Origin of the sequence: Planktotalea sp. (assembly GCF_018607965.1) — a bacterium.
GTDB lineage: Bacteria > Pseudomonadota > Alphaproteobacteria > Rhodobacterales > Rhodobacteraceae > Planktotalea.
In genome coordinates, this window is record NZ_JABBAM010000154.1 from 1 (window position 1) to 20,915 (window position 20,915).

The 20,915-nt window shown below is 53.0% G+C and carries 22 protein-coding genes and 1 tRNA gene; 7 read left to right on the plus strand and 16 right to left on the minus strand.

Annotated features, from left to right (window positions below):
- The 3 genes from QZ279_RS13505 to QZ279_RS13515 all read right to left on the minus strand — a co-directional run.
- Window positions 1-172: P1 family peptidase (locus tag QZ279_RS13505; protein WP_366513973.1), on the minus strand; the 172-nt coding region annotated here is incomplete at its 3' end.
- A gap of 63 nt (window positions 173-235) precedes the next feature.
- Complete coding sequence (locus tag QZ279_RS13510; protein WP_293451733.1) at window positions 236-1,174, minus strand: MYG1 family protein; 939 nt, start codon at window positions 1,172-1,174, stop codon at window positions 236-238.
- An 83-nt stretch (window positions 1,175-1,257) separates the two neighbouring features.
- The gene (locus QZ279_RS13515; protein WP_293451735.1) at window positions 1,258-3,546 is read right to left on the minus strand and encodes an adenosylcobalamin-dependent ribonucleoside-diphosphate reductase; all 2,289 of its coding nucleotides are present in this window, start codon (window positions 3,544-3,546) and stop codon (window positions 1,258-1,260) included.
- A 163-nt stretch (window positions 3,547-3,709) separates the two neighbouring features.
- On the opposite strand from QZ279_RS13515, the gene QZ279_RS13520 reads away from it, so the two are divergent.
- A complete protein-coding gene (locus QZ279_RS13520; protein ID WP_293451737.1) occupies window positions 3,710-4,138 on the plus strand; it encodes a DUF1489 domain-containing protein in 429 nt (142 codons plus the stop codon).
- Here QZ279_RS13520 and hisG read toward each other — a convergent pair.
- From hisG to hisS, 3 genes are read right to left on the minus strand one after another with little or no spacing between them, the layout of a single operon-like run.
- Window positions 4,131-4,826 carry an ATP phosphoribosyltransferase gene (hisG, locus tag QZ279_RS13525; RefSeq protein ID WP_293451738.1) on the minus strand — a complete coding sequence of 232 codons (696 nt, stop codon included), beginning with the start codon at window positions 4,824-4,826 and terminating at the stop codon, window positions 4,131-4,133. The genes QZ279_RS13520 and hisG overlap by 8 nt on opposite strands.
- The gene (locus QZ279_RS13530; RefSeq protein WP_293451740.1) at window positions 4,823-5,887 is read right to left on the minus strand and encodes an ATP phosphoribosyltransferase regulatory subunit; all 1,065 of its coding nucleotides are present in this window, start codon (window positions 5,885-5,887) and stop codon (window positions 4,823-4,825) included. Before QZ279_RS13530 ends, hisG begins: the two co-directional genes overlap by 4 nt.
- Window positions 5,887-7,371, minus strand: a complete 1,485-nt coding sequence (hisS, locus tag QZ279_RS13535) for a histidine--tRNA ligase (protein ID WP_293451742.1) — start codon at window positions 7,369-7,371, stop codon at window positions 5,887-5,889. The genes QZ279_RS13530 and hisS overlap by 1 nt, the downstream gene beginning before the upstream one ends.
- 110 nt (window positions 7,372-7,481) lie before the next feature.
- Between hisS and QZ279_RS13540 the strand changes: the two genes are divergently transcribed.
- Window positions 7,482-7,691: a SlyX family protein gene (locus QZ279_RS13540; protein WP_293451744.1), complete on the plus strand. Its 210-nt coding sequence runs from the start codon at window positions 7,482-7,484 to the stop codon at window positions 7,689-7,691.
- A 9-nt stretch (window positions 7,692-7,700) separates the two neighbouring features.
- Here QZ279_RS13540 and QZ279_RS13545 read toward each other — a convergent pair whose 3' ends face one another.
- Window positions 7,701-8,852 (minus strand): hypothetical protein, encoded by a 1,152-nt coding sequence (locus QZ279_RS13545; RefSeq protein ID WP_293451746.1) that lies wholly within the window; start codon window positions 8,850-8,852, stop codon window positions 7,701-7,703.
- 154 nt (window positions 8,853-9,006) lie between these two features.
- Between QZ279_RS13545 and QZ279_RS13550 the strand changes: the two genes are divergently transcribed.
- Both QZ279_RS13550 and QZ279_RS13555 read left to right on the plus strand, forming a co-directional pair.
- The gene (locus QZ279_RS13550) at window positions 9,007-9,666 is read left to right on the plus strand and encodes an ABC transporter ATP-binding protein (protein ID WP_293451748.1); all 660 of its coding nucleotides are present in this window, start codon (window positions 9,007-9,009) and stop codon (window positions 9,664-9,666) included.
- A complete protein-coding gene (locus QZ279_RS13555; RefSeq protein ID WP_293451750.1) occupies window positions 9,663-12,065 on the plus strand; it encodes an FtsX-like permease family protein in 2,403 nt (800 codons plus the stop codon). Before QZ279_RS13550 ends, QZ279_RS13555 begins: the two co-directional genes overlap by 4 nt.
- A gap of 5 nt (window positions 12,066-12,070) precedes the next feature.
- On the opposite strand, the gene QZ279_RS13560 is transcribed toward QZ279_RS13555, so the two are convergent.
- On the minus strand, window positions 12,071-12,859 hold the full coding sequence (locus QZ279_RS13560; RefSeq protein ID WP_293451752.1) for a sulfite exporter TauE/SafE family protein: 789 nt from the start codon (window positions 12,857-12,859) through the stop codon (window positions 12,071-12,073).
- A 141-nt stretch (window positions 12,860-13,000) separates the two neighbouring features.
- Here QZ279_RS13560 and QZ279_RS13565 point away from each other — a divergent pair, with 141 nt between their 5' ends.
- A complete protein-coding gene (locus QZ279_RS13565) occupies window positions 13,001-14,689 on the plus strand; it encodes an acyl-CoA dehydrogenase family protein (RefSeq protein WP_293451754.1) in 1,689 nt (562 codons plus the stop codon).
- Window positions 14,690-14,851: 162 nt separating this feature from the next.
- Here QZ279_RS13565 and QZ279_RS13570 read toward each other — a convergent pair whose 3' ends face one another.
- Window positions 14,852-15,037, minus strand: a complete 186-nt coding sequence (locus QZ279_RS13570; RefSeq protein WP_293451756.1) for a hypothetical protein — start codon at window positions 15,035-15,037, stop codon at window positions 14,852-14,854.
- A 104-nt stretch (window positions 15,038-15,141) separates the two neighbouring features.
- Here QZ279_RS13570 and QZ279_RS13575 point away from each other — a divergent pair, with 104 nt between their 5' ends.
- The gene (locus QZ279_RS13575; RefSeq protein ID WP_293451758.1) at window positions 15,142-15,693 is read left to right on the plus strand and encodes a TetR/AcrR family transcriptional regulator; all 552 of its coding nucleotides are present in this window, start codon (window positions 15,142-15,144) and stop codon (window positions 15,691-15,693) included.
- Here QZ279_RS13575 and QZ279_RS13580 read toward each other — a convergent pair.
- The 7 genes from QZ279_RS13580 to QZ279_RS13610 form a co-directional block, all read right to left on the minus strand.
- Window positions 15,690-16,142 (minus strand): low molecular weight phosphatase family protein, encoded by a 453-nt coding sequence (locus tag QZ279_RS13580; protein WP_293451774.1) that lies wholly within the window; start codon window positions 16,140-16,142, stop codon window positions 15,690-15,692. The two genes, QZ279_RS13575 and QZ279_RS13580, sit on opposite strands and share 4 nt — an antisense overlap.
- 4 nt (window positions 16,143-16,146) lie before the next feature.
- Window positions 16,147-16,626, minus strand: a complete 480-nt coding sequence (locus tag QZ279_RS13585) for a UPF0262 family protein (RefSeq protein ID WP_293451760.1) — start codon at window positions 16,624-16,626, stop codon at window positions 16,147-16,149.
- 4 nt (window positions 16,627-16,630) lie between these two features.
- Window positions 16,631-17,932, minus strand: a complete 1,302-nt coding sequence (hisD, locus tag QZ279_RS13590) for a histidinol dehydrogenase (protein WP_293451762.1) — start codon at window positions 17,930-17,932, stop codon at window positions 16,631-16,633.
- Between the two features lie 60 nt (window positions 17,933-17,992).
- Entirely contained in the window at window positions 17,993-18,493 is a 501-nt protein-coding gene (locus QZ279_RS13595) for an anthrone oxygenase family protein (RefSeq protein WP_293451764.1), read from the minus strand.
- A gap of 68 nt (window positions 18,494-18,561) precedes the next feature.
- Complete coding sequence (locus QZ279_RS13600) at window positions 18,562-19,026, minus strand: DUF2948 family protein (protein WP_293451766.1); 465 nt, start codon at window positions 19,024-19,026, stop codon at window positions 18,562-18,564.
- Complete coding sequence (murA, locus tag QZ279_RS13605) at window positions 19,023-20,291, minus strand: UDP-N-acetylglucosamine 1-carboxyvinyltransferase (RefSeq protein ID WP_293451768.1); 1,269 nt, start codon at window positions 20,289-20,291, stop codon at window positions 19,023-19,025. Before murA ends, QZ279_RS13600 begins: the two co-directional genes overlap by 4 nt.
- Window positions 20,292-20,300: 9 nt before the next feature.
- Complete coding sequence (locus QZ279_RS13610; RefSeq protein WP_293451770.1) at window positions 20,301-20,465, minus strand: hypothetical protein; 165 nt, start codon at window positions 20,463-20,465, stop codon at window positions 20,301-20,303.
- Window positions 20,466-20,551: 86 nt separating this feature from the next.
- Here QZ279_RS13610 and QZ279_RS13615 point away from each other — a divergent pair.
- Window positions 20,552-20,626: transfer RNA gene (locus QZ279_RS13615), tRNA-Thr, on the plus strand.
- The last annotated feature ends 289 nt before the right edge of the window (window positions 20,627-20,915 follow it).

Below are 20,915 nucleotides of genomic sequence, written 5' to 3' on the forward strand. Positions count from 1 at the left end.
CACGCGGGATTATCGCAGTGACACCTGTACGGATGCCATTCTTGGGATCTGTCAAAGTGGTAAAACCCACCTCAACACCTGCAATATCTGTGATTGCATTGTTTGGACCGGGCGTGCCGCGAAAGGGCAAGCCAAGATCGCGCGCGCGCGGCTTTTGCATTTGTGCAATCATACTTTGCTCCACGAATTAACGTTCACGAAAGTAATATCCAAAACGACGCACAAGGCTAGACGGCTATTTGGCAGCGTCCTGCTCTTTCAACGCCTCGGTCACAGCTATTTCAGCCATCTTCAAGATCGCCTCACGCGAACTCGCGACCGCAATAAAGCGCGCTTTATGGCAGAATTTAGCACCCTTAACGCCGCACACCTCTTCTAGTGCCGTATCCGTCAAACCAGCCCAAGCTGCAGGTAGATCGGCGCGTTGCTCAAACGTGTCATTGGACAATTTGATGCCGCCAATTGTCCAATCGGAACCACGCGGGTTAACCACAAACAGGATGTGATCTGCTTCTGCTTCGTCCATCGCTGAGCGATAAGGCATGCCCATTGGCAATTCCAGAATCGCCAACGTTCCAGCATCCGCAACCGCTTTCGCAGCCATGCTTTGCGCACGTGCTTTCGCCGCAAGCTTGCGAATTTGCGCTTCTACAAAGCTGCGCGCGATGGGAAGCGCACCGAAGAATGCATCGTCATCAGCAGTGGGCGACACATCGTCAAAAACAGGTTTCAAGCTGCCCAAAAGTGCGGGCAAGGTCATGATTGAAAGGGGACCCGCAACCGACGGTTCCATTGCCCCATTGTCCAACAGATCAATCGGCAACACGAAGTTAGAGTCAAATTTAGCATGGATCGTTTCCGCATCTTGCGTAGGCACATCCATTGCCGTCAGATATTCCATTCCATAATGCGCCCAAATTAAACCAAATGAACTGTACGGCTGATCATCACTTCGCAAAGGGCCAGGGCGCTGATGGTGATCAAAAATTTGCGCTGTGGCATCATATTGTCCGCCAACATCATAAATGATTTTATCGTCCGAGGGCATGATCCATTGGCGATCGCGGCTACGCAACACCTTTGCTTTAGGAAACAGCTTTGTGAGAACCACAGACGACAAAAGCTCGTCTGCATGAAAACCACCGGAATGGGTAACAAGGTGTGTGATGGTCATGGGAATTGTCCAACGCTCTTTTAAATTGGAAAAGGCGACCAGCATGGCCGCCTTTGAATTCTATTGGTGCCCGTTAGTGGGTTTTAGCCACATTTACTATGACCACAGCTGCCGCATGTCATGCAGCCTTCGACCATCCGCAGATCGTACTGACCACAGCTTGAGCAAGATTTGCCACGGTTTTGCGGCATGCTGACGATCTCAGCTTGTGGATCGCTTTTCAGGCCCATGCCTTCGCCCTCAAGAAAGCCGATCTCGATCAAATGTTGCTCGAGCACACCACCAATCGCGGCAAGGATAGACGGGATGTACTTTCCGCCAACCCATGCACCACCGCGTGGATCAAAGACGGCTTTCAACTCTTCCACGACAAACGTCACATCACCACCACGACGGAAGACGGCTGACATCATGCGTGTCAACGCGACGGTCCATGCAAAGTGCTCCATGTTTTTGGAGTTGATGAAGACCTCGAACGGACGACGACGTCCACCAACGATCACATCATTCACAGTCAGATAGATCGCATGTTCGCTGTCAGGCCATTTCAACTTGTAAGTCGCGCCTTCCAAAGACTGCGGACGATCCAAAGGCTCTGTCATATAGACCACGTCACCGTGCGGGCGCATTGGGTCTGCATCTGTGTTCGCGATAACTTCGGGCGCTTCTTTCTTTGGCTCGCTCACCGACAAAACGGATCCGGTCACATCGTTCGGACGATATGTCGTGCAGCCCTTACAGCCTGTGTCCCAGGCTTCCATATAGACCTCTTTGAAGTCATCAAAGCTGATGTCTTCAGGGCAGTTGATCGTCTTGGAAATACTGGAATCGACCCACTTTTGCGCAGCAGCTTGCATGCGCACGTGATCCAATGGTGCCAGTGTCTGCGCGTTCACAAAGTAGTCCGGCAGCTCTTTATCACCAAACTTGTCGCGCCACATTTGCACAGCGTAATCGACAACTTCTTCTTCCGTGCGCGATCCGTCTTTTTGCAAAACTTTACGCGTGTAGGCGTATGCGAACACAGGCTCGATCCCTGAAGAAACGTTGCCTGCATAGAGGCTGATCGTGCCCGTTGGCGCAATCGAGGTCAGCAAAGCGTTGCGAATTCCGTGCTCGCGAATGGCCTCGCGTACGTCTTCGTCCATGTCCATCATCGCGCCACTGGCAAGGTAGGCATCCGCGTCAAACAAGGGAAACGCGCCTTTTTCTTTGGCCAATTCCACAGACGCCAGATAGGCGGCGCGGGCGATCGCGTGCATCCATTCGTCCGTCTGACGCGCCGCTTCCTCGGAACCATAGCGCTGTCCAACCATCAACAGCGCATCTGCAAGACCTGTCACACCAAGACCGATACGACGCTTTGCATGGGCCTCAAGCGCTTGGGCATCCAGCGGGAATTTCGACGCATCAACCACGTTGTCCATCATACGGACGGCTATCGCGACCAATTCATTCAGCGCAACAACGTCCAAAGAGGCATCGGCCTCAAACGGGTCAGCAACCAAGCGTGCCATGTTGATAGAGCCCAGCAAACACGCACCATACGGGGGCAAAGGTTGCTCGCCGCATGGGTTCGTCGCAGCGATTGTTTCGCAATATCCAAGGTTGTTGGCTTTGTTGATACGGTCGATGAAAATAACGCCGGGTTCCGCGTAGTCGTACGTGCCCTGCATGATTTTGTTCCACAGATCCAGAGCGCGCACAGTGCGGAACACTTCGCCATCAAACACCAAATCCCACTCAGCATCGGCCTTAACCGCTTCCATGAAAGGATCGGTGATCAACACAGAAACGTTGAACATGCGCAAACGTGCCGCGTCGGATTTAGCCGTTATGAAATCTTCAATATCTGGGTGATCGCACCGCATCGTTGCCATCATCGCACCGCGACGTGACCCCGCAGACATGATCGTGCGACACATTGCATCCCACACATCCATGAACGAAAGCGGTCCAGAGGCGTCTGCCGCGACACCCTTAACACCAGCACCCTTTGGGCGAATGGTGGAGAAATCGTATCCAATACCGCCGCCCTGCTGCATCGTCAGCGCCGCCTCTTTGAGCATCTCAAAGATACCACCCATGGAATCAGGGATCGTGCCCATAACAAAGCAGTTAAAGAGCGTCACATTGCGTGCAGTGCCTGCACCCGCAGTAATACGACCCGCTGGGAGATATTTGAAATCTTCCAAAGCCGCGTAGAATTGCTCCTCCCAATGCTCGGGATCTTTTTCAACTTTTGCGAGGTCTTTGGCGATGCGGCCCCAAGAATCTTCGACCGTTGCATCAATTGGTGTTCCGTCCGCTTCTTTAAAGCGGTACTTCATATCCCAAATTTGCTCGGCGATCGGGGCAGCAAAACGATTCATCAGACGATTTCCTTGGTTGGCAGGCGGTTTAGGTAGCGTACTATAGGCGAGGTTGGCTTCGGGCAATGCGCTAAAATAGTATTTATGAATAATTGACGCTACCACCCCTTGTTGTTGCGTGTAGGTGACATACCATACGTTGTGTCAAAATAGGAAGATTTCTGTGAGCAAGCAAATAAACCTTATAAAACTGAGCGTTGGCACAGAATCGGTCGAAGGCTTGGATGAATGGCAACGCATGCGCGCCAAAGCGAACGACGGTTTGAACCGTCACGTGACCCGTATGTGGCCCAAACGCGAAGATGAAATCATCAACGGTGGGTCAATATACTGGGTCATCAAAGGCATTATTCAAGCCCGCCAGCCTATTTTACGTCTCGACGAGGTTATTGGCGAAGACGGCATCCGCCGCTGCGCAATCGTGATGAAGCCAGGTCTGATCCTGACACAACACGCGCTGAAACGGCCGTTCCAAGGGTGGCGCTATTTGACGCAAGAAGACTCGCCAGCTGACCTGCCAGCAGGTAAAACCCACGAAGACCCTATTCCAGCAGAACTAAGCGCAGCATTGGCAGAGATCGGCGTCAGGTAAGCGCTAACTGCTTCATCAAAGTCGTCAAATCTGCACGTTCTTGTTTGCTCATCCGTGCAGATTTTGAACGCAGCAAAGTCGCTTGAGATTTTAACGCAGGACCATCATCCAAAAGACGCAAGTGGTTTGCACGCAGCGTTTCACCTGTTGATGTGATGTCCGCGACGGCCTCTGCCGTTTCGTTCTTCACAGTGCCTTCGGTCGCGCCTTGGCTATCGACCAACTGATAATCCGCCACCCCGTTTTGGCGAAGGTATTCACGGATTAAACGGTGATATTTGGTTGCGATTCTCAATCTAAAGTTGTTTCGCGCGCGAAACGTTGCTGCGGCAGCGTCAAGATCATCCAGCTTACGCACATCGACCCAGAAATCCGGCACAGCGATAATTAAATCAGCGTGGCCAAATCCAAGCGGTGCAAGTTCTTCCACACGCTGTTCCCAGCCGCTCAGTTTTTCGCGTATCAAATCAATGCCCGTGACACCCAAATGAATACGCCCAGCGGCCAGTTCGCGTGGGATTTCACCCGCCGACAATAACACCAACTCTATCCCTGAAACGCCTTCAACAGCACCCGCATATTCACGATCCGACCCTGTTCGGCTTAGCTGCACGCCGCGCGCGCCAAACCAATCAAAGGTCTTTTCCATTAACCGCCCTTTAGAGGGAACACCCAATTTTATGGTCATACCGCACCCTCCAATTCCAGCAGCAAATCAGGACGAATAACGCCTCCAACTGCCGGAATTTCAGCGCCCTGCCCCAAACGTTGCGTTAGCGCGTCATACCGCCCACCCGTTGCAATCGGTGGTAAATCAGGACGCGTTTCGGCGTAAAACCCAAAGACGAAACCATCGTAATATTCCATCAAACTACGGCCATAGCTGGTTTCGAACTCAAGCTTAACGACATCGATCCCACGCGCCTTAAGCGCTTCCATCCGTTGGCCAAGACGTTCAACAGCAGAGCTAATCGCAGGCAAATCCACCGCCAAATCGCGCAGTTGTTCCAACGCGTGGGGCATCATGGCACGCACATTCAACAGGGCTTCGATCAGTTCAATTTCACGCGCAGAAATCGGCTTGGTTTCAATATCTTTTCGCAGCGCATCAAGACGCGCTAGAACGTCAGATTTACGGCGCAACCCAATCTCAGGGCCAGCTTTCGCGAAAGGATCAGACGTCTTTAGAATATCACGCGCAACAGCTGGTTTGGAGAAACGATCCAGCAACGCACGAAATTTTCGCGGACGCCATATGTGACGCATCAAAGCAGCCTTACGTGCCTCAGACGTACCAAGTGCGCAAACCGCTGCCATCAAGATCCCGATATCCCCTGTTGAGGCCCGAACAGGCGCATCACCCAAAGCATCAGAAATCAGTGCGAATACTTCCGCATCTGCAGCGATGGGTTCCACGCGATCAAACACTTCGTAACCCACTTGGGTATATTCGTTGGGACGGCTTTCGTCCTCTTCTTGGCGACGAAAAACTGTGCCCGCGTATGTGTAACGTGCAGGATCTGCGCCGCCGTCCATGTGCATTTGCACAACGGGAACTGTGAAATCAGGGCGCAGCATTTGCTCACCGCGCAGCGCATCTGACGTTATATAGGCACGCCCACGAATGTCTTCGCCGTACAGATCCAGCAACGTGTCTGCAGGTTGCAAGATCGACGTTTCCACAGGAACAGCACCTGCCGCTTCAAAACGCGCACGCAGCGCGGTCGCCTTCGCAGAAACCGTGTTCATTACGCTTGGCTTTCCAAAATCTCACGCACCTTTGCGATCAGTTCAGAGCGCGGCACTTCGTACTGGCTAGGGCGATCCTGCCATTCTTCGCGCGTTGCACTTTCCGCAATTTTCGCACCAAGGATCAGGTCCTTGATCTGGATGATGCCGTTCTCTTTTTCTTCGCCACCTTCAATAATCGCGATGGGTGAATTGCGCTTGTCCGCGTATTTCAATTGGTTGCCAAAGTTCTTGGGGTTGCCGAGATAAACCTCTGCACGGATGCCCGCGTTACGCAGCTCCACGACCATGGCCTGATAGTCAGACATGCGGTCTTTATCCATGACTGTCACCACAACCGGACCCGCAGAATGACTTTCCACACGCCCCTTCATACGAAGCGCAGCAAGCAAGCGATCCACACCGATTGAAACACCCGTTGCAGGCACTTCCTGACCGGTGAAGCGTTTCACCAGATCATCATAACGCCCCCCACCCGCAACAGAGCCAAAGTTGCGCGGGCGTCCTTTTTCATCTTTGATCTCAAAGGTCAGTTCAGCCTCGTAAACAGGACCCGTGTAGTACCCAAGGCCACGCACGATGGATGGATCAATCTCGATCCGATCCGATCCGTAGCCCTGCGCCTCTAGCAATTCCGCGATGGTTAGCAATTCCTGAACACCAGTTTCACCGACTTCGGATCCTTTTACCAGCTCGCTCAAACGTGCAGCTGTTACCGCACCGCTGTCGCGTTTCGCGGACATGAAACCCATGACGATTTCTGCCTGTTCAGCGCTTAGCCCAGCGCCTTTGGTGAAATCCCCGCTCTCGTCTTTACGACCTTCACCCAAAAGCGCACGAACACCATCAGCGCCTAGCCGATCCAGTTTATCAATTGCGCGCAGAACGATCCCACGCTCGGCGGATTTGTCTTCGCCTGCGATCCCGCAGACCTCCATCACGCCATTCAAAACCTTGCGGTTGTTTACGCGCACGATGTAGTCGCCGCGTTCGATGCCGACGACTTCCAAAGTGTCAGATAACATCGCGCAAATTTCTGCATCCGCAGCCACCGACGGTGCGCCAACAGTATCTGCATCACATTGATAGAACTGGCGGAACCGTCCCGGACCCGGCTTTTCATTGCGCCACACAGGACCCATCGCGTAGCGGCGATAGGGCGTGGGCAATTCATTGCGGTTTTCTGCATAAACGCGCGCCAAAGGGGCCGTAAGATCGTAGCGCAAGGCTAGCCAATCTGCTGTCTCGTCCTCTTGCCACGCAAACACACCCTCGTTGGGGCGATCCACGTCAGGAAGAAATTTGCCCAGCGCTTCAACCGTCTCAACAGCCGAGCTTTCAAGCGCATCAAACCCGTAGCGATGGTAGACCCCTGCAATCTTTTGCAGCATCTCGTTGCGCTCAGTTACCTCCACGCCGAAATAGTCGCGAAATCCCTTGGGGGCTTGCGCCTTGGGACGGGGGGCTTTTTTCACTTTGGCCATGGGTCTCTCTTTCGACGGACTGGATGCTGCCCTTTACCGCCCACAAGCCAAGGGGGCAACAGGCACGCATGAATTGCGCAATCAGCGATGCCATGATAGCGCGCAACACTATGGATGATACACGACTTCAGGCCCTCGAAGAGATGGCAGCCGAGCTTTTGAAAACAACAGATGAATTGTCTGATGTGATCGCGCGTCAAGAACGTGAAATTGCGGTCCTGACGCATCGCGTGCAAATGTTGATGTCACGCGAAGGCGAGCGCGACGCGCAAGGCGGTGGTGGGATAGTTATCGGCGACGAACGTCCACCGCATTATTAGGGCCGCATTTTAACCTTTGCGATCTGTCGCAAGCACCCAGCCTTTGTGAAGCAAGACATTCGACCATGTCGCGTTACTGCCAATACGATCGTAAATCGAAATAAATACGGTATCTTTTTCGAGCGTTTTGATCTTGGCTCCACAGGCCTTATTCTTCCCGACGCCACAAACTGAACCCTTTATACCCTCGTAGGCTTTGTCAGTCGTGCTGTACGGCTGCACTTTTCTGGGCAGCCCGTAGCGCAATTGTTCATGCATTGTAGGGCTTCCGAACATCGCAAGTGCGGCTGTAAAAGTTCGGGCGCAGTTGTCATCAAATCCAGTCACATAGAACGGGCGTGTTCCGCCAGATGTGGGATTGCTATCGAACATCTTGTAGCCACGACCACGCGCCGGGAATTTTTCAATCTCTTTTCCCAGACGCCCTACGGGCAGATCGCAAACGCGAGCAATGGCACCGGGCGGCAAAGTCATCCCAAACGGAACAATTTGGACATCTGGCCCCTTGTGAGCGCGCTTTCTCGACTTAAAAACGCTTTTCTTATTTTGAGTATTCGAAGAAATCACAGGCCCAATTGATGCGGTTCGGACATTTGTATCAGAGTTGAGCGTGTTTTCTTTCGCCCGCGCACCTGCAAGCAAGCCAAACAATCCACGGCGCGGTTTTTCTTCAGAAACAGGTAACGCAGCGGTGAGAACCGCACGTTTTTCCGGCTCGACGGCAAGCGTCGCCTCTATCGGCTCCACTGCTGCAAGAGCTGGGGCCGATGCTAACTGCGGCGTGTCAGGGTTGAGTGTTTGCCCCTCGTCTTTCGCGCGCAGAAATCCAAACAAGCCGCTTTTCTTTGGCTCAGCCACAGGCGCAACAACCGCCACCTGGGACGCTAGATCATTCGTCGGCGCGGTAACGCCACCAAGTGCCGCGCTCACCGTCGCGTTCGTGCTTGTTTGCAATTGAGGATCATCAACTTTGGATGCGCGACCAAAAAGGCCCGAAAACAAACCGCCCTGACGCGCTGCTTCTGCTGGATCAGGCAAAGCCCCTACGATGCCGACATCTTCAGCCAGTTCAACAGACGAAAGTTTGTCCACTTTGGCCAGCGGATCACCGCAAGCCGTGAGAAGTGCACAGGCCGAAACAAGAAAGAAAAACTTTGTCAAAGCACATTCCACACAAAAAGTTAAAAAAGTATTACCGAGAGATTTTAGAGGAATAAAACTGCTTCGTAAACAACAGCTTGAAGACTTGGCAGAGTGCCGCTTGAAACCCCTCACGCGCCACTATCTATTAGTCCAAAGAGAGTGGAGACCCCCAATGCACATGACCGCGAAAGATATTCGAAAAAGCTATGCTGTTGGCGATGTCAAAACCGACGTGTTACGGGGTGTATCCTTGGCTGTTGGGCGCGGTGAAAGCCTTGCACTTATGGGTGAATCGGGTTCGGGAAAAAGCACGCTGCTGCATCTGATCGCAGGTCTTGATGTTCCAGATCAGGGCGTCATTGAAGTAGACGGACAACGCATGTCAGCACCCAGCGACACCGCACGTGCGCACTTGCGACGTCAGTTAGTCGGGATGGTTTTTCAACAGTTCAATCTAATCCCAAGTCTAAATGTGCGCGCCAACATTGCATTCCAAGCACAACTTTCCGGGCGGTATGATCCGAATTGGTGCACAGATCTTGCACAGCGGATGGGCCTGTCTGAACATCTCAGCAAATATCCCGAAGCCCTGTCTGGTGGCCAGCAACAACGCGTTGCGATTGCGCGTGCTTTGGCCGCAAAGCCATCTTTGATCCTCGCCGATGAACCCACCGGAAATCTGGACGAAGACACGGCGCAATCCGTTCTAAATCTACTATTGGAAATCTTGCGCGAAACCAGCACATCCCTATTGATGGTGACCCATTCAGCCAAACAAGCAGGCGCATTGGATCGACAGTTGCATTTGCGCGGCGGGATCATCGCCCCATGACAACGCGCCCTGCCCTCACAGCACTCCTTTCGCATTGGTGGCGCAATCCTTTGCAGCTGTTCACGTTGCTGGTCGGTCTTGCCTTGGCCACGGCGCTTTGGTCTGGCGTGCAAGCGATCAATACAGAGGCGCGCGCGAGTTACGGCGCGGCTGCGTCCCAAGTTTCTCAGGGTCAGTTGGATCAATTGGTCCCTGCTGAGGGTCAAGTCTTAACACTGCAGGATTACGTCAAACTACGGCGCGCAGGCTGGTTGGTATCACCCCAAATCGAAGGGCAACTGGACGTGGACGGAATGTCTGTTCGCATTCTGGGCATCGAACCACTAACAGCACCAATCGTAAATGCGTCGTCTTCTTTGCAAACGCTTCCTTTGGATCGGTTTTTCTCTGGCACTGGTTTCGCGTTGATCGCCAGTGACATGAGTAGTGCTGCCATCACCTTAGGGCTTGATTTTGATGTTGAAGACAGCCTTGCAGACGGAAACATCTTGGTCGATATCGCCATCGCCGCGAAACTATTGGATCGCAAAACAACATTTGATCGCTTTATTGTACTGGAAAGCCAGCCAAAGTTGCAGCTAGCGCTAAGTTCTATAGCGCCAGAGCTAAGGCGCATTTCAGCGCAGGCCAACACCGGCGACATCGCGCGACTTACTGACAGCTTTCATTTGAACTTAACCGCCTTTGGTCTGCTTTCCTTTGCCGTCGGCTTGTTCATTGTTTATGGCGCAATCGGCCTTGCGTTTGAACAACGCCGCGCGATGTTTCGCACCCTGCGTGCGCTTGGCCTGTCGCTGCGTTCACTCATTGCGCTCCTCTTTGCAGAACTGCTGATTTTCGCAACACTTGCGGGCTTATGCGGTGTTCTGCTGGGTTATTTGATCGCAGCTGCCCTTCTGCCAGATGTCGCCGCAACGCTGCGCGGTTTGTACGGTGCAGAGGTCACAGGCACCCTACAAATTCGCACGTCTTGGTGGGCGTCAGGTTTGGGAATGGCCGTTGGCGGAACACTTGTTGCAAGCACCGGAACCTTCTTGCGCCTCTCGCGCCTCCCTTTGATGGAAGCCGGCACGCCCCAAGCGTGGGCCGGCGCATCAAGGGGCGTCATGGTGGGTTTGGCGTTCACTGGAATGGCGCTACTGACCATCGCCGCTGTGTTAAGCATCATCGCCACAAGCTTGATCCAAGGGTTCATTCTATTGGGCTGTTTACTTATCGGCACTGCGTTTTTACTGCCGTGGATTTTGGACCAGTGTCTCGCAGTTTTAGAGCGTTTCGCGACCAACGCATTACCAAGCTGGTTCTGGGCAGACACGCGCAGCCAAGTTCCCGGCCTTTCAATGGCGCTGATGGCGCTGATGTTGGCAATTGCGACAAACGTTGGTGTCAGCACCATGGTGTCCAGCTTTCGTTTAACATTCACTGGTTGGTTGGATCAGCGATTGGCCTCTGAACTTTACGTAACATTAGACAGCGCCGAGCAAGCCGATGCCATGCGCATTGCTCTGCAGGGAAAGGTCGATGCAATCCTGCCAATCGTCAGCGCACCGACGTTGTTGGATGGACAAGCTGCAAAAATCTACGCGATCACAGATCACTCAACCTATCGCGATCATTGGCCGCTTTTGGCACGAACCAACGATGCGTGGGATCAACTGAAAACACCTGATGCGGCGCTCATCAATGAACAATTGGCGCGTCGTACAGGTCTGTCAGTTGGCGACAAAGTCCCAGGTGCGCAGGGCCAGACTATTGTTGGAATATACTCTGATTATGGCAACCCAGCACCGCAAATGATGATCGGTTTGGATGCGTTTCAGTCGGAATTCCCGAACATCCAACCCACGCGCTTCGGGTTGCGTACAGACCCAAAAACGATCGGCGCGCTCACGCAGCTTTTACGAACAGAACTTGGCCTGCCCGCGACTGCGATCGCCGATCAAGCCCGTATCAAAGCGCTTTCCCTTGGGATATTCGAACAAACTTTCACTGTTACTGCTGCTTTGAACATTTTGACGCTCAGCGTTGCTGGGTTTTCGATCATGATGAGCCTGCTCACGCTTGCGCAAATGCGCCTACCTCAGCTTGCCCCTGTTTGGGCCCTAGGTGTCACACGCGCTCAGCTTGGACGATTGGAATTGATCCGATCTGTCGTGTTGGCAATAGGTGTGACCTGCCTTGCGATACCACTTGGGCTGGCCTTGTCATGGGCATTGATGGCCGTGGTAAATGTTGCCGCCTTTGGCTGGCAATTGCCGATGTTCGTTTTCCCGTTATCTTATTTGGTCCTATCGATCATCGCGGTTATCGCAGCGATCCTTGCAACAGCGTGGCCTGCTATCCGCCTTGCGCGTACCGCCCCCCATCAGCTTTTGCAGGTGTTTTCGAGCGGGCGATAAGTGCCCTACCCGAACACACCGCGCCGCAACAAATTTAGGCCACCAAAGATCAATACAAGCAATGTGATCTTGCGAAAAGCAGCTTGATCAAACTTGTCAGACACACGCACGCCAATCCACATGCCCAAAATCGCAGGCGGCAGAAGTGCCAGAGAAAGCGGCAAAGTTCGTTCGTTTAACACACCTGATTTCACATGCCCTGCGACCAGCAAAACCGCGCCCAGCCCATAGATCACGCCCTGCGCCAACATCTGTTGACGTTTTTCGGTTCCAATCGCCGTTAGATAGGCAACGGTTGGCGGCCCCCACATGCCCGAAACACCCCCAATGAGACCTGCAAAGGCCCCGCTGATTGCATCGAGGGCCGTGTTTTGACCCCAACTACCCAGCACTGGCGCACGGCCGCTCAGCTGCCACAGAGCGAAACCTGTGACCGCAAGGCCGATCACGAGCAACAGGACTTGGGTCGGTAGAACGGGTACCAATTGTGCCGCGCTGAATATTGTTACGCCTCCGACGCTGAGAAAGAGGCGAAAGCGTCTCATCGTCAGCCAGACTTCGCGCGGACCGTAGCGAAACGTTTGCATACCGTTCGTGACCAAAGTGGGAAGCAACAATGCTGCAAGCGCGAGATCCGGTGCGATGAACGTGCTGAGACCCGACAACAGTATCGTTGGCATCGCAAAGCCAACGATACCTTTGATCACCCCTGCAACAAAGGCGACAGTGAAGGCAACAGCCATTAAAAAGGGCGGAAGAATCGCGAATAGGATGTCCATGACTGCTTTTAGCATTGTGCAGGTTGGCTGCGTAGTTCTGAATTTTGGCAAATCAACACGTAATATAAAAACAATTACTTCACGTATTTCGTATTTTTGTTGCGCTGCAACTGCGAAGGGATTATCCTACATCAAAGGTTTTTAGGAGAGTTTTGAATGGCACATGATGGACAAGACATGACACTGGCAGCACCCGTGCTTCTTCCAGACCTGCTAAAACTGACAAAGTCTGCGGTTGGTCCAGTTGAGGCGATCCTTGAGATCGCACGTGAGAAATTGCGTGCGCAGGTCGTTGAGAGCGGTCGCGTATCTGGAGCACTTATTGAGCAAAACCAAACAGCTAGCCATGGGCTCGCGTGGCTTGCGACATACGTTGAAAGCCTGCGTCAAATGCAGGGCTGGGCCGAACGCCAAAGCGCGGATGGTAAGTTCGGCGAGCTAGAACAACTGCTCTTACAGATCTCATTCGGTGAGTACCTTTGGCAGATCTACGGTGGCATTCCGATGAATCAGGGCGAAATTCTGCGCCTGCAAGATATCGGGCTTGGCCAAGATGACATGCGCTCCACGATGGGCCCCGCAGTCATGACTCTGACCCAAGGTGGTAATACCCAAGCCGCACGTTCGCGCCTTGTAGAACTGATGCAGCAGCAAGCCGGTGCCACGATGTTTGGTGCCTCTGGTCTAGATGAAGAACTGGAAATGATCCGCGATCAGTTCCGCCGTTATGCCGTTGAAAAGGTTGAACCCTTTGCGCATGAATGGCACCTCAAGGACGAGTTAATTCCAATGGAGGTCATCGACGAGTTAGCCGAGATGGGCGTATTCGGCCTGACTATTCCAGAAGAATACGGTGGTTTTGGTCTATCCAAGGCATCCATGTGCGTTGTGTCCGAGGAACTTTCACGTGGCTATATTGGTGTCGGCTCTCTTGGAACGCGCTCTGAAATCGCGGCCGAGTTGATCATCGCCGGTGGTACAGAAGAGCAGAAGCAAAAATGGCTGCCACAACTGGCCTCTGCGGAAACACTGCCAACCGCCGTTTTCACAGAGCCGAACACAGGCTCTGATCTGGGGGCCCTGCGCACGCGCGCCGTCAAGGATGAAAACGGCGATTATAAAGTGACGGGCAACAAGACCTGGATCACCCACGCGGCCCGCACGCAGATCATGACGCTCCTTGCGCGCACCGATTCAGCTACGTCAGATCACAAAGGTCTGTCGATGTTCTTGGCCGAAAAAACGCCTGGCACTGACGAGGTTCCATTCCCAACTGAGGGCATGACCGGCGGCGAAATCGAGGTCCTTGGGTATCGCGGCATGAAGGAATATGAACTGGCCTTTGATGGCTTTCGTGTGAAGGGCGAAAACCTGCTGGGCAAAGAGGAAGGTAAAGGTTTCAAGCAGTTGATGGAAACGTTCGAAAGCGCGCGTATTCAAACAGCGGCCCGCGCAATTGGCGTTGCACAATCGGCGATGGATGTAGGGATGCAATACGCCGAAGATCGCAAACAATTCGGCAAAAGCCTGATTGATTTCCCACGCGTGTCTGGCAAAATTGCGATGATGGCAGTGGAAATCATGATCGCACGTCAGCTTACGTATTTCTCTGCACGCGAAAAGGACGCGGGGCGGCGGTGTGACCTTGAGGCAGGCATGGCCAAGCTTTTGGGTGCACGTGTTGCGTGGACTGCAGCGGATAATGCGCTGCAGATTCATGGCGGTAACGGGTTTGCGCTGGAATATAAAATTTCGCGTATTTTGTGTGATGCGCGTATTTTGAATATCTTTGAAGGTGCTGCAGAAATTCAAGCTCAGGTCATCGCACGGCGCCTCCTCGGGTAGCATGGGCGGCACGGCTTGGTTTTGAGTGACCCTCGACGTTCTGCGTTGAGGGTCTTTTTTTGTTTTCAAGCGTCTTTGTAAATCGACTCGCCCATGAAGGCAAAAACAAGCAGAAACACGGTCCGTAGAGGTAGTGTGAAAAGCCCATCAAAAGCTGTCAGATTATAGAACAAGAAGAGCCCTGAAAACCCGGTTTGGATCGCGATGATGAACAGTGCCAAGCTCTGGTTCTTCCTGCGCGCAAGGAATGCGATACCCAGCGTGGAAACCGCCAAGATCAGCGGCTTGGATCGGCCCCATAATTTCAGAGGCTCCAATGAAAAGGTGAAAACCGGTTGTTAGTCCCATTGGCGTTGATGCGCTCCACATTAGTTTGCTCGCATCAAGGCATCCATACGCTAGCGTATATTATTTCATCTTGAACAGGTCAATACGATAGCGTATGTTTTGGCATGAGCAGATTGTCACAAATTGATTGGATTGCCGCAGGTTTTCGCGCACTGACCACAACAGGGCCACAGGCGCTGAAAGCGGAACCCTTGGCGCGGACCTTGGGAACCACCAAGGGATCGTTCTATTGGCATTTCAAGGACGTTCATGCGTTTCAAACAGCGATGTTAGAACATTGGGAAGTGCAAGCAACGCAAGGTATTATCGAGGCATTGGGTACGGTCACAGACGCGGTGCAAAAATTGCGCGCACTCGCGAAAATTTCGACAGAACCGCAAGCTCGATACAGCGGCATTGGCGCAGAACCTGCGATCAGAGCTTGGGCCAAGGGTGACGCCAAAGTGGCCGACGCTGTGCGCCGTGTTGATCAGGACCGGTTGGAGTTTTTGGCTGGAATATTTGACGAAATGGGACTGAAAAACCCTGATATGCCTCGACTTTTCTATGCAAGTTTAATCGGGCTACAAGAAATTGCAGACGGTGATGACACGGCCGGTTCAGCACCGCTTGCCACTCTGGCTGATCTTATGGTTGCGCTGTCCGAGACAGACTAAGGCCGCGCCGCTCCCCATTTTTTGGTCAATTGCGAAATGATTTGATCACGAGACTGGCGATATGCGTTTAGCTTGGCATCGCGTGTTTCACCTAGACCCGTCGGGTCCATCGTTGGCCAATACTCCACCTCTAAATGAAAGACGCGCGTTAGATCCAAAGCGCGACGTTGACTGGCTGGTGACAAGGCGACAATCAAATCAAACGAACTAAGGTCATCGCCAAATTGCTCCATCTCGTCGAATGAGCGTGAGCGATGGCGCTGTAACTCGACACCCATTTCAGCACAAATCGCAATGGAAAAACCATCGATCTCAAGATCATTGTAGACGCCGACGGACTGAACATACGTTTGCGTACCGTAGAATTTTTTCATTATCCCTTCGGCCATGGGGGATCGCACTGCGTTATGATCGCAGCAAAACAGGACCGACTGAGGAAGGTCCTGAATCACGTCACCCACCAAAATGCAAAACGCAAATAAGGGTGAAAAGACGTCGGGCCGTGTCGATGTCGATTTCTGCCTTGCCCTCAAGACGCTCTTGCAGAATGCGGCTGCCCTCCATGTGAATTCCGCGCCGCGCCATATCAATGGTCTCAATCTGGCTAGGGGGCAGGTTTTTTACGGCTGTGAAGTAGCTTTCGCAAATCTGGAAGTAATCTTTAACCACTTGGCGAAAGGGCCCGAGCGACAGGTGAAATTCTGCCGCCGGATCTTTTGTGGCTGTTTTGATATCAAACACCAGCCGCTTTTCACGAATTGCCAACGTCAGATTATATGGTCCCTCGGGTGCCGCGCGATCTTCACGCGATGGGAGCACGAAAGAATTGTCTTCGAGCAGATCAAACACCGCAACTTTGCGTTCTTGCTCAATCTCGGGCGTTGGAGCCGGTAGGTTGCGGTCGTCAATTTCGATGTTCGCGATGCGGGACATAGGTTTACTCGTTCAATTTTTGTAAGCGCGCAGTCACGGACAGGCCATGTGCCTGCAGGCTTTCGGATGTTGCGAGCACTTCAGCAGAAGGACCAATCGCGCGCAAGGCTTGTGGTGTCATACGTGCAAGCGTTGTGCGTTTAATGAAATCCATAACGGACAGACCGGAGGAAAAGCGCGCAGAGCGGGCTGTGGGCAGAACGTGATTGGGTCCACCGATGTAGTCGCCGATTGCTTCAGGAGTCCATTGGCCAAGGAAGATCGCGCCCGCATGGACACATTTCTCGCTCAGTGCATCAGGATCAGCCACACACAACTCTAAGTGCTCTGGCGCGATACGGTTTGACAGCACCGCAGCTTCATCAAGGTTTTGCACGGTGATGATTGCACCATAATCCCGCCAACTAATACCCGCAATCGCGCGCCGTTCTAGGGTTTCGAGGCGCTTGTTCACCGCCTCTGCAACTGCTTTTCCAAACGCTTCATCGTCTGTAATTAATAAAGATTGCGCACTTTCATCGTGTTCGGCTTGGCTGAGGAGATCGAGCGCAATCCAATCGGGATCGTTGTCTTTGTCTGCGATCACTAGGATTTCGGACGGGCCCGCGATCATATCGATGCCAACCTTCCCAAACACACGGCGTTTTGCGGCAGCGACAAATGCATTGCCTGGACCTGTGATCTTATCGACGGGTTTGATCGTCTCGGTTCCGTAGGCAAGGGCTGCAATCGCTTGCGCACCACCGATACGATAGATTTCATCGACACCAGCGATACGTGCCGCCAAAAGAACGGCGGGGTTGGCGATGCCGTCGGGTGTAGGCACGACGATTGCTAGACGTTCGACGCCTGCAACCTTGGCAGGGATCGCATTCATCAAGACGGAAGACGGATAGGATGCCAAGCCGCCCGGCACATAAAGGCCAGCCGCAGAAACAGCGGTCCAGCGCCACCCTAGGGTCGCACCAATGCTGTCGGTCCAGCTTGCATTCTCTGGCATTTGGCGTTCGTGATAGGCCCGAATGCGGGAAGCCGCCATTTCGAGGGCCGCGCGTTCAGCATCCGGCACGCTTGCGCAAGCTGCTTCAATTTCTTCGGGTGAAAACGCAAGCGTTTCTGGGGTAAGCGTCATGCGATCGAACTTTGTAGTCAGATCAATCACGGCTGCGTCCCCGCGTGCACGCACGTCGGCAATAATATCAGTAACGATTGCATCCACGTCAGGACTATCTTCACGTTTCGCGTTTAGAACGTCCGTAAAACGGGCTTCGAAATCTGCATCACTCGTGCTTAGAAATTGCGGCATTGGCGTCCCCCTGTGTCTAAGCCCAAACTTAGCGTCAGAAATGGACAGTCTCAAGGGCGCTTAGCTGCGACGCGGCAACGCGTACAAGCCAAGGCCAACCATCAAGAGCGTAATCCCAGAAGCAAAGGTGCGCGCGATATTCCAGAATTGCCAGCGCGGCGAATAGGCATCCCAAATTGATTGAGCTTGCTCACGGGGGAGCGGGTCAGAATATGCTTCTAGCGCAATGTTCATCGGGACGTTGATACTGGCTGTCGGGATGAACGCACCCACTATATAGACAAACGCACCTGCACCGATCCAAAACGCAACTTTGCGCTGACCCGAGAGAAGCGCGATGACACTTGTCAGTATTAGAGCCACGGGCGTGCCGAAGAACGCTGGCATAAACACGCCATTGCGCACCGAGATATTCATCGCGTTCATCGCAGCAATTGCTGTGTTTGGATCAAGCGTATCCAGGCCCCACATGGTTGAGCAGACCCATGCGTAAAAGAACCCAAAAATCGCCCCTGACAAAAGGAGCGATAGAAAGACCAGTGGTCTCAAAAGGCGCTGCATTGTTTCAAATGTCCCTGTTTTTTATTCTCATACAGGGTGAAACGGCGCGACGCATATTTTCCGTCGCATCATTCTTCGTGGTTTGGCGTTTTCTTTGACGGTGCCACATAGGGGCGCGTCACGTCTTTCAAAGTGACGTCCAATGCTTCCACGTCCAAACGGATCGCACCGTCGCCAGCCAGCGTCATAATAACATGGCCTGAGGGTGCCTCGGTTGGTTCAAATTCAACGCTAAGAATAGACAAGATCATGTCTTTGTCCGCACGATCAATACCTTGGCTTGAGACGTTGCTTACTTCTGTAAAATGCAACAGCGATTGCACACGCTCTGGCGCGCGCTTGTCACCGTCTTCCCAACGGAAACGATTGAGCAGTACAGCAAAACGCCCCTCGGACGCGACAAACCGCATCTCCGCAGAGGGGAACACGCTGTCCTGCACAAGCGCAGACATGATTTGAAGGTTGTCCGCGTCCTGTGCACCCACATTTAGGGAGGCTTCTACACCATCTTCAAAGCGCGCATCCTCGATCATCGCCCAGAGACCCGTTCGATATTTGCGCCCACTGCGCTTAGCTTTTCTTCGATCTTCTCGTATCCGCGATCAAGGTGATAGACGCGGTTCACTTGCGTCTCTCCCTCTGCGCGTAGACCCGCAAGGATCAAAGAAACAGACGCGCGCAAATCCGTTGCCATGACTTGAGCACCGTTCATTTTATCAACACCAGTGACTGTCGCTGTACCGCCGCGCACTTCAACATTCGCGCCCATGCGCAAAAGTTCAGGGGCGTGCATAAAGCGGTTTTCGAAAATCGTCTCATTCAAAACACTGACACCATCCGCAAAGCACATCATCGCCATGAATTGCGCCTGAAGGTCTGTGGGGAAGCCTGGGAAGGGCTCGGTTGTGACGTTCACTGGATTGATGCCATTTCCGGGATTGGTCACTTTCAAACCAAGCTTGGTCTCTTCAATGACAGCACCTGCTTCTTGCATCTTTTCCGCAAAAGACGGGATCAGATCAAGGCGACCCCCAAGCAGTTCAACTGAACCACCCACAATCATTGGGGCGATCATGAACGTACCCATTTCGATGCGATCCGGAATGACGGCTTGTGTTGCGCCATGCAGTTTATCGACACCTTGTATTGTGATTGTCTCGGTTCCAGCGTCTTCAATCTGCGCGCCCATCGCGATCAGACAATCCGCAAGCGCCTTTGTATCCGGTTCACGCGCCGCGTTTTTGATGATTGTCGTGCCCTTGGCCAAGCACGCAGCTGTCATCGCATTTTCCGTTGCACCAACGGACGCAAAGCGCAGCGGGATTACTGCGCCCGTCAAGCCATTCGGCGCAGTCGCGTGGACGTAGCCATCTTTCAATTCAATCGTTGCACCAAGACATTCTAGCGCATCCAAGTGCATATCCACAGCGCGCGCACCAATCGCACAGCCGCCAGGCATCGAAACAATTGCCTCACCCGCGCGGGCCAGCATGGGGCCGAGCACGTTAAAAGACGCCCGCAACTTGCGCACCAAATCATAGTCCGCTTTGTGCGAAGTTAATTCTGTCGCGTTCAGCGCCAGCACACGTCCGTCAGAAAGCTGAGCAATTTCGCAACCAAGTGATTCAAGAACGTCACTCAGCGTGCCTATATCCGCTAAGCGCGGCACATTGGTTAACGTCATGGGTTCATCCGTCAACAGCGCAGCGCACATCAGTTTAAGAACGGTGTTCTTTGCACCCGCAATCGGAATTTGTCCGTTAAGCGCGCCGTTGCCTCGAACGAGAATGGAATCCATGTGCCTGCCCTACTCTTTAATGCCGCCCTCGGGCGTGTGATCCTGCTCTGCGCTTGTTCGCACTTTTTCTTGTGCTTTACGCCGACCCAAATTCGCCTTCAATGCCGCTTTCAACCGATCCTCACGAGAATTCGGTTTCTTGGCCTGCTTTTTGGGTTCTTTCGTCTGTGTCATATGCCTTCTCTAACGCACGTGAATGTAAGCGTCCAGATTGCGCTTGCGTGAGTATTGAAACGCGACTATTCAGCCGCCCACACGGCGCTGCTATAGCTCAGAGGTAGAGCACTCCCTTGGTAAGGGAGAGGTCGAGAGTTCGATTCTCTCTAGCAGCACCAGTTAGCAGGTGATTCGAACACTTTGCCCTTTTTGCATCAAATTCTGAGCTATTTTCCAAAAATGACAGCTCACTCAAAAATTTCCCCCGAAGTCATTTTTTGTTCAATTCCCTAAATGCCATTTACTTTTTTAGCTGCTTGCCAGCCGCTCAAGACTCCAGCTAATCGCAACGAAGCGAAAACCGGCAATCAGAGAATTGTGGCAGAATTCGTGATTTCACATGCCGATTCATGCTAGGGTCAGGACTCATAACCAAAAGATGACGGTTGCAGCGAGAGCGATGGCAGA

Excerpts from the sequence above, each read along its gene's own strand:
- QZ279_RS13570 (WP_293451756.1), bottom strand. The coding sequence starts at position 15,037 with ATGGGACTAACAACCGGTTTTCACCTTTTCATTGGAGCCTCTGAAATT.
- QZ279_RS13550 (WP_293451748.1), top strand. The coding sequence starts at position 9,007 with ATGCACATGACCGCGAAAGATATTCGAAAAAGCTATGCTGTTGGCGAT.
- QZ279_RS13575 (WP_293451758.1), top strand. The coding sequence starts at position 15,142 with ATGAGCAGATTGTCACAAATTGATTGGATTGCCGCAGGTTTTCGCGCA.
- QZ279_RS13560 (WP_293451752.1), bottom strand. The coding sequence starts at position 12,859 with ATGCTAAAAGCAGTCATGGACATCCTATTCGCGATTCTTCCGCCCTTT.
- QZ279_RS13595 (WP_293451764.1), bottom strand. The coding sequence starts at position 18,493 with ATGCAGCGCCTTTTGAGACCACTGGTCTTTCTATCGCTCCTTTTGTCA.
- QZ279_RS13555 (WP_293451750.1), top strand. The coding sequence starts at position 9,663 with ATGACAACGCGCCCTGCCCTCACAGCACTCCTTTCGCATTGGTGGCGC.
- murA (WP_293451768.1), bottom strand. The coding sequence starts at position 20,291 with ATGGATTCCATTCTCGTTCGAGGCAACGGCGCGCTTAACGGACAAATT.
- QZ279_RS13540 (WP_293451744.1), top strand. The coding sequence starts at position 7,482 with ATGGATGATACACGACTTCAGGCCCTCGAAGAGATGGCAGCCGAGCTT.
- QZ279_RS13585 (WP_293451760.1), bottom strand. The coding sequence starts at position 16,626 with ATGTCCCGCATCGCGAACATCGAAATTGACGACCGCAACCTACCGGCT.
- QZ279_RS13565 (WP_293451754.1), top strand. The coding sequence starts at position 13,001 with ATGGCACATGATGGACAAGACATGACACTGGCAGCACCCGTGCTTCTT.
- hisD (WP_293451762.1), bottom strand. The coding sequence starts at position 17,932 with ATGCCGCAATTTCTAAGCACGAGTGATGCAGATTTCGAAGCCCGTTTT.
- QZ279_RS13610 (WP_293451770.1), bottom strand. The coding sequence starts at position 20,465 with ATGACACAGACGAAAGAACCCAAAAAGCAGGCCAAGAAACCGAATTCT.
- QZ279_RS13530 (WP_293451740.1), bottom strand. The coding sequence starts at position 5,887 with ATGAACACGGTTTCTGCGAAGGCGACCGCGCTGCGTGCGCGTTTTGAA.
- QZ279_RS13600 (WP_293451766.1), bottom strand. The coding sequence starts at position 19,026 with ATGATCGAGGATGCGCGCTTTGAAGATGGTGTAGAAGCCTCCCTAAAT.
- hisS (WP_293451742.1), bottom strand. The coding sequence starts at position 7,371 with ATGGCCAAAGTGAAAAAAGCCCCCCGTCCCAAGGCGCAAGCCCCCAAG.
- QZ279_RS13515 (WP_293451735.1), bottom strand. The coding sequence starts at position 3,546 with ATGAATCGTTTTGCTGCCCCGATCGCCGAGCAAATTTGGGATATGAAG.
- QZ279_RS13510 (WP_293451733.1), bottom strand. The coding sequence starts at position 1,174 with ATGACCATCACACACCTTGTTACCCATTCCGGTGGTTTTCATGCAGAC.
- hisG (WP_293451738.1), bottom strand. The coding sequence starts at position 4,826 with ATGACCATAAAATTGGGTGTTCCCTCTAAAGGGCGGTTAATGGAAAAG.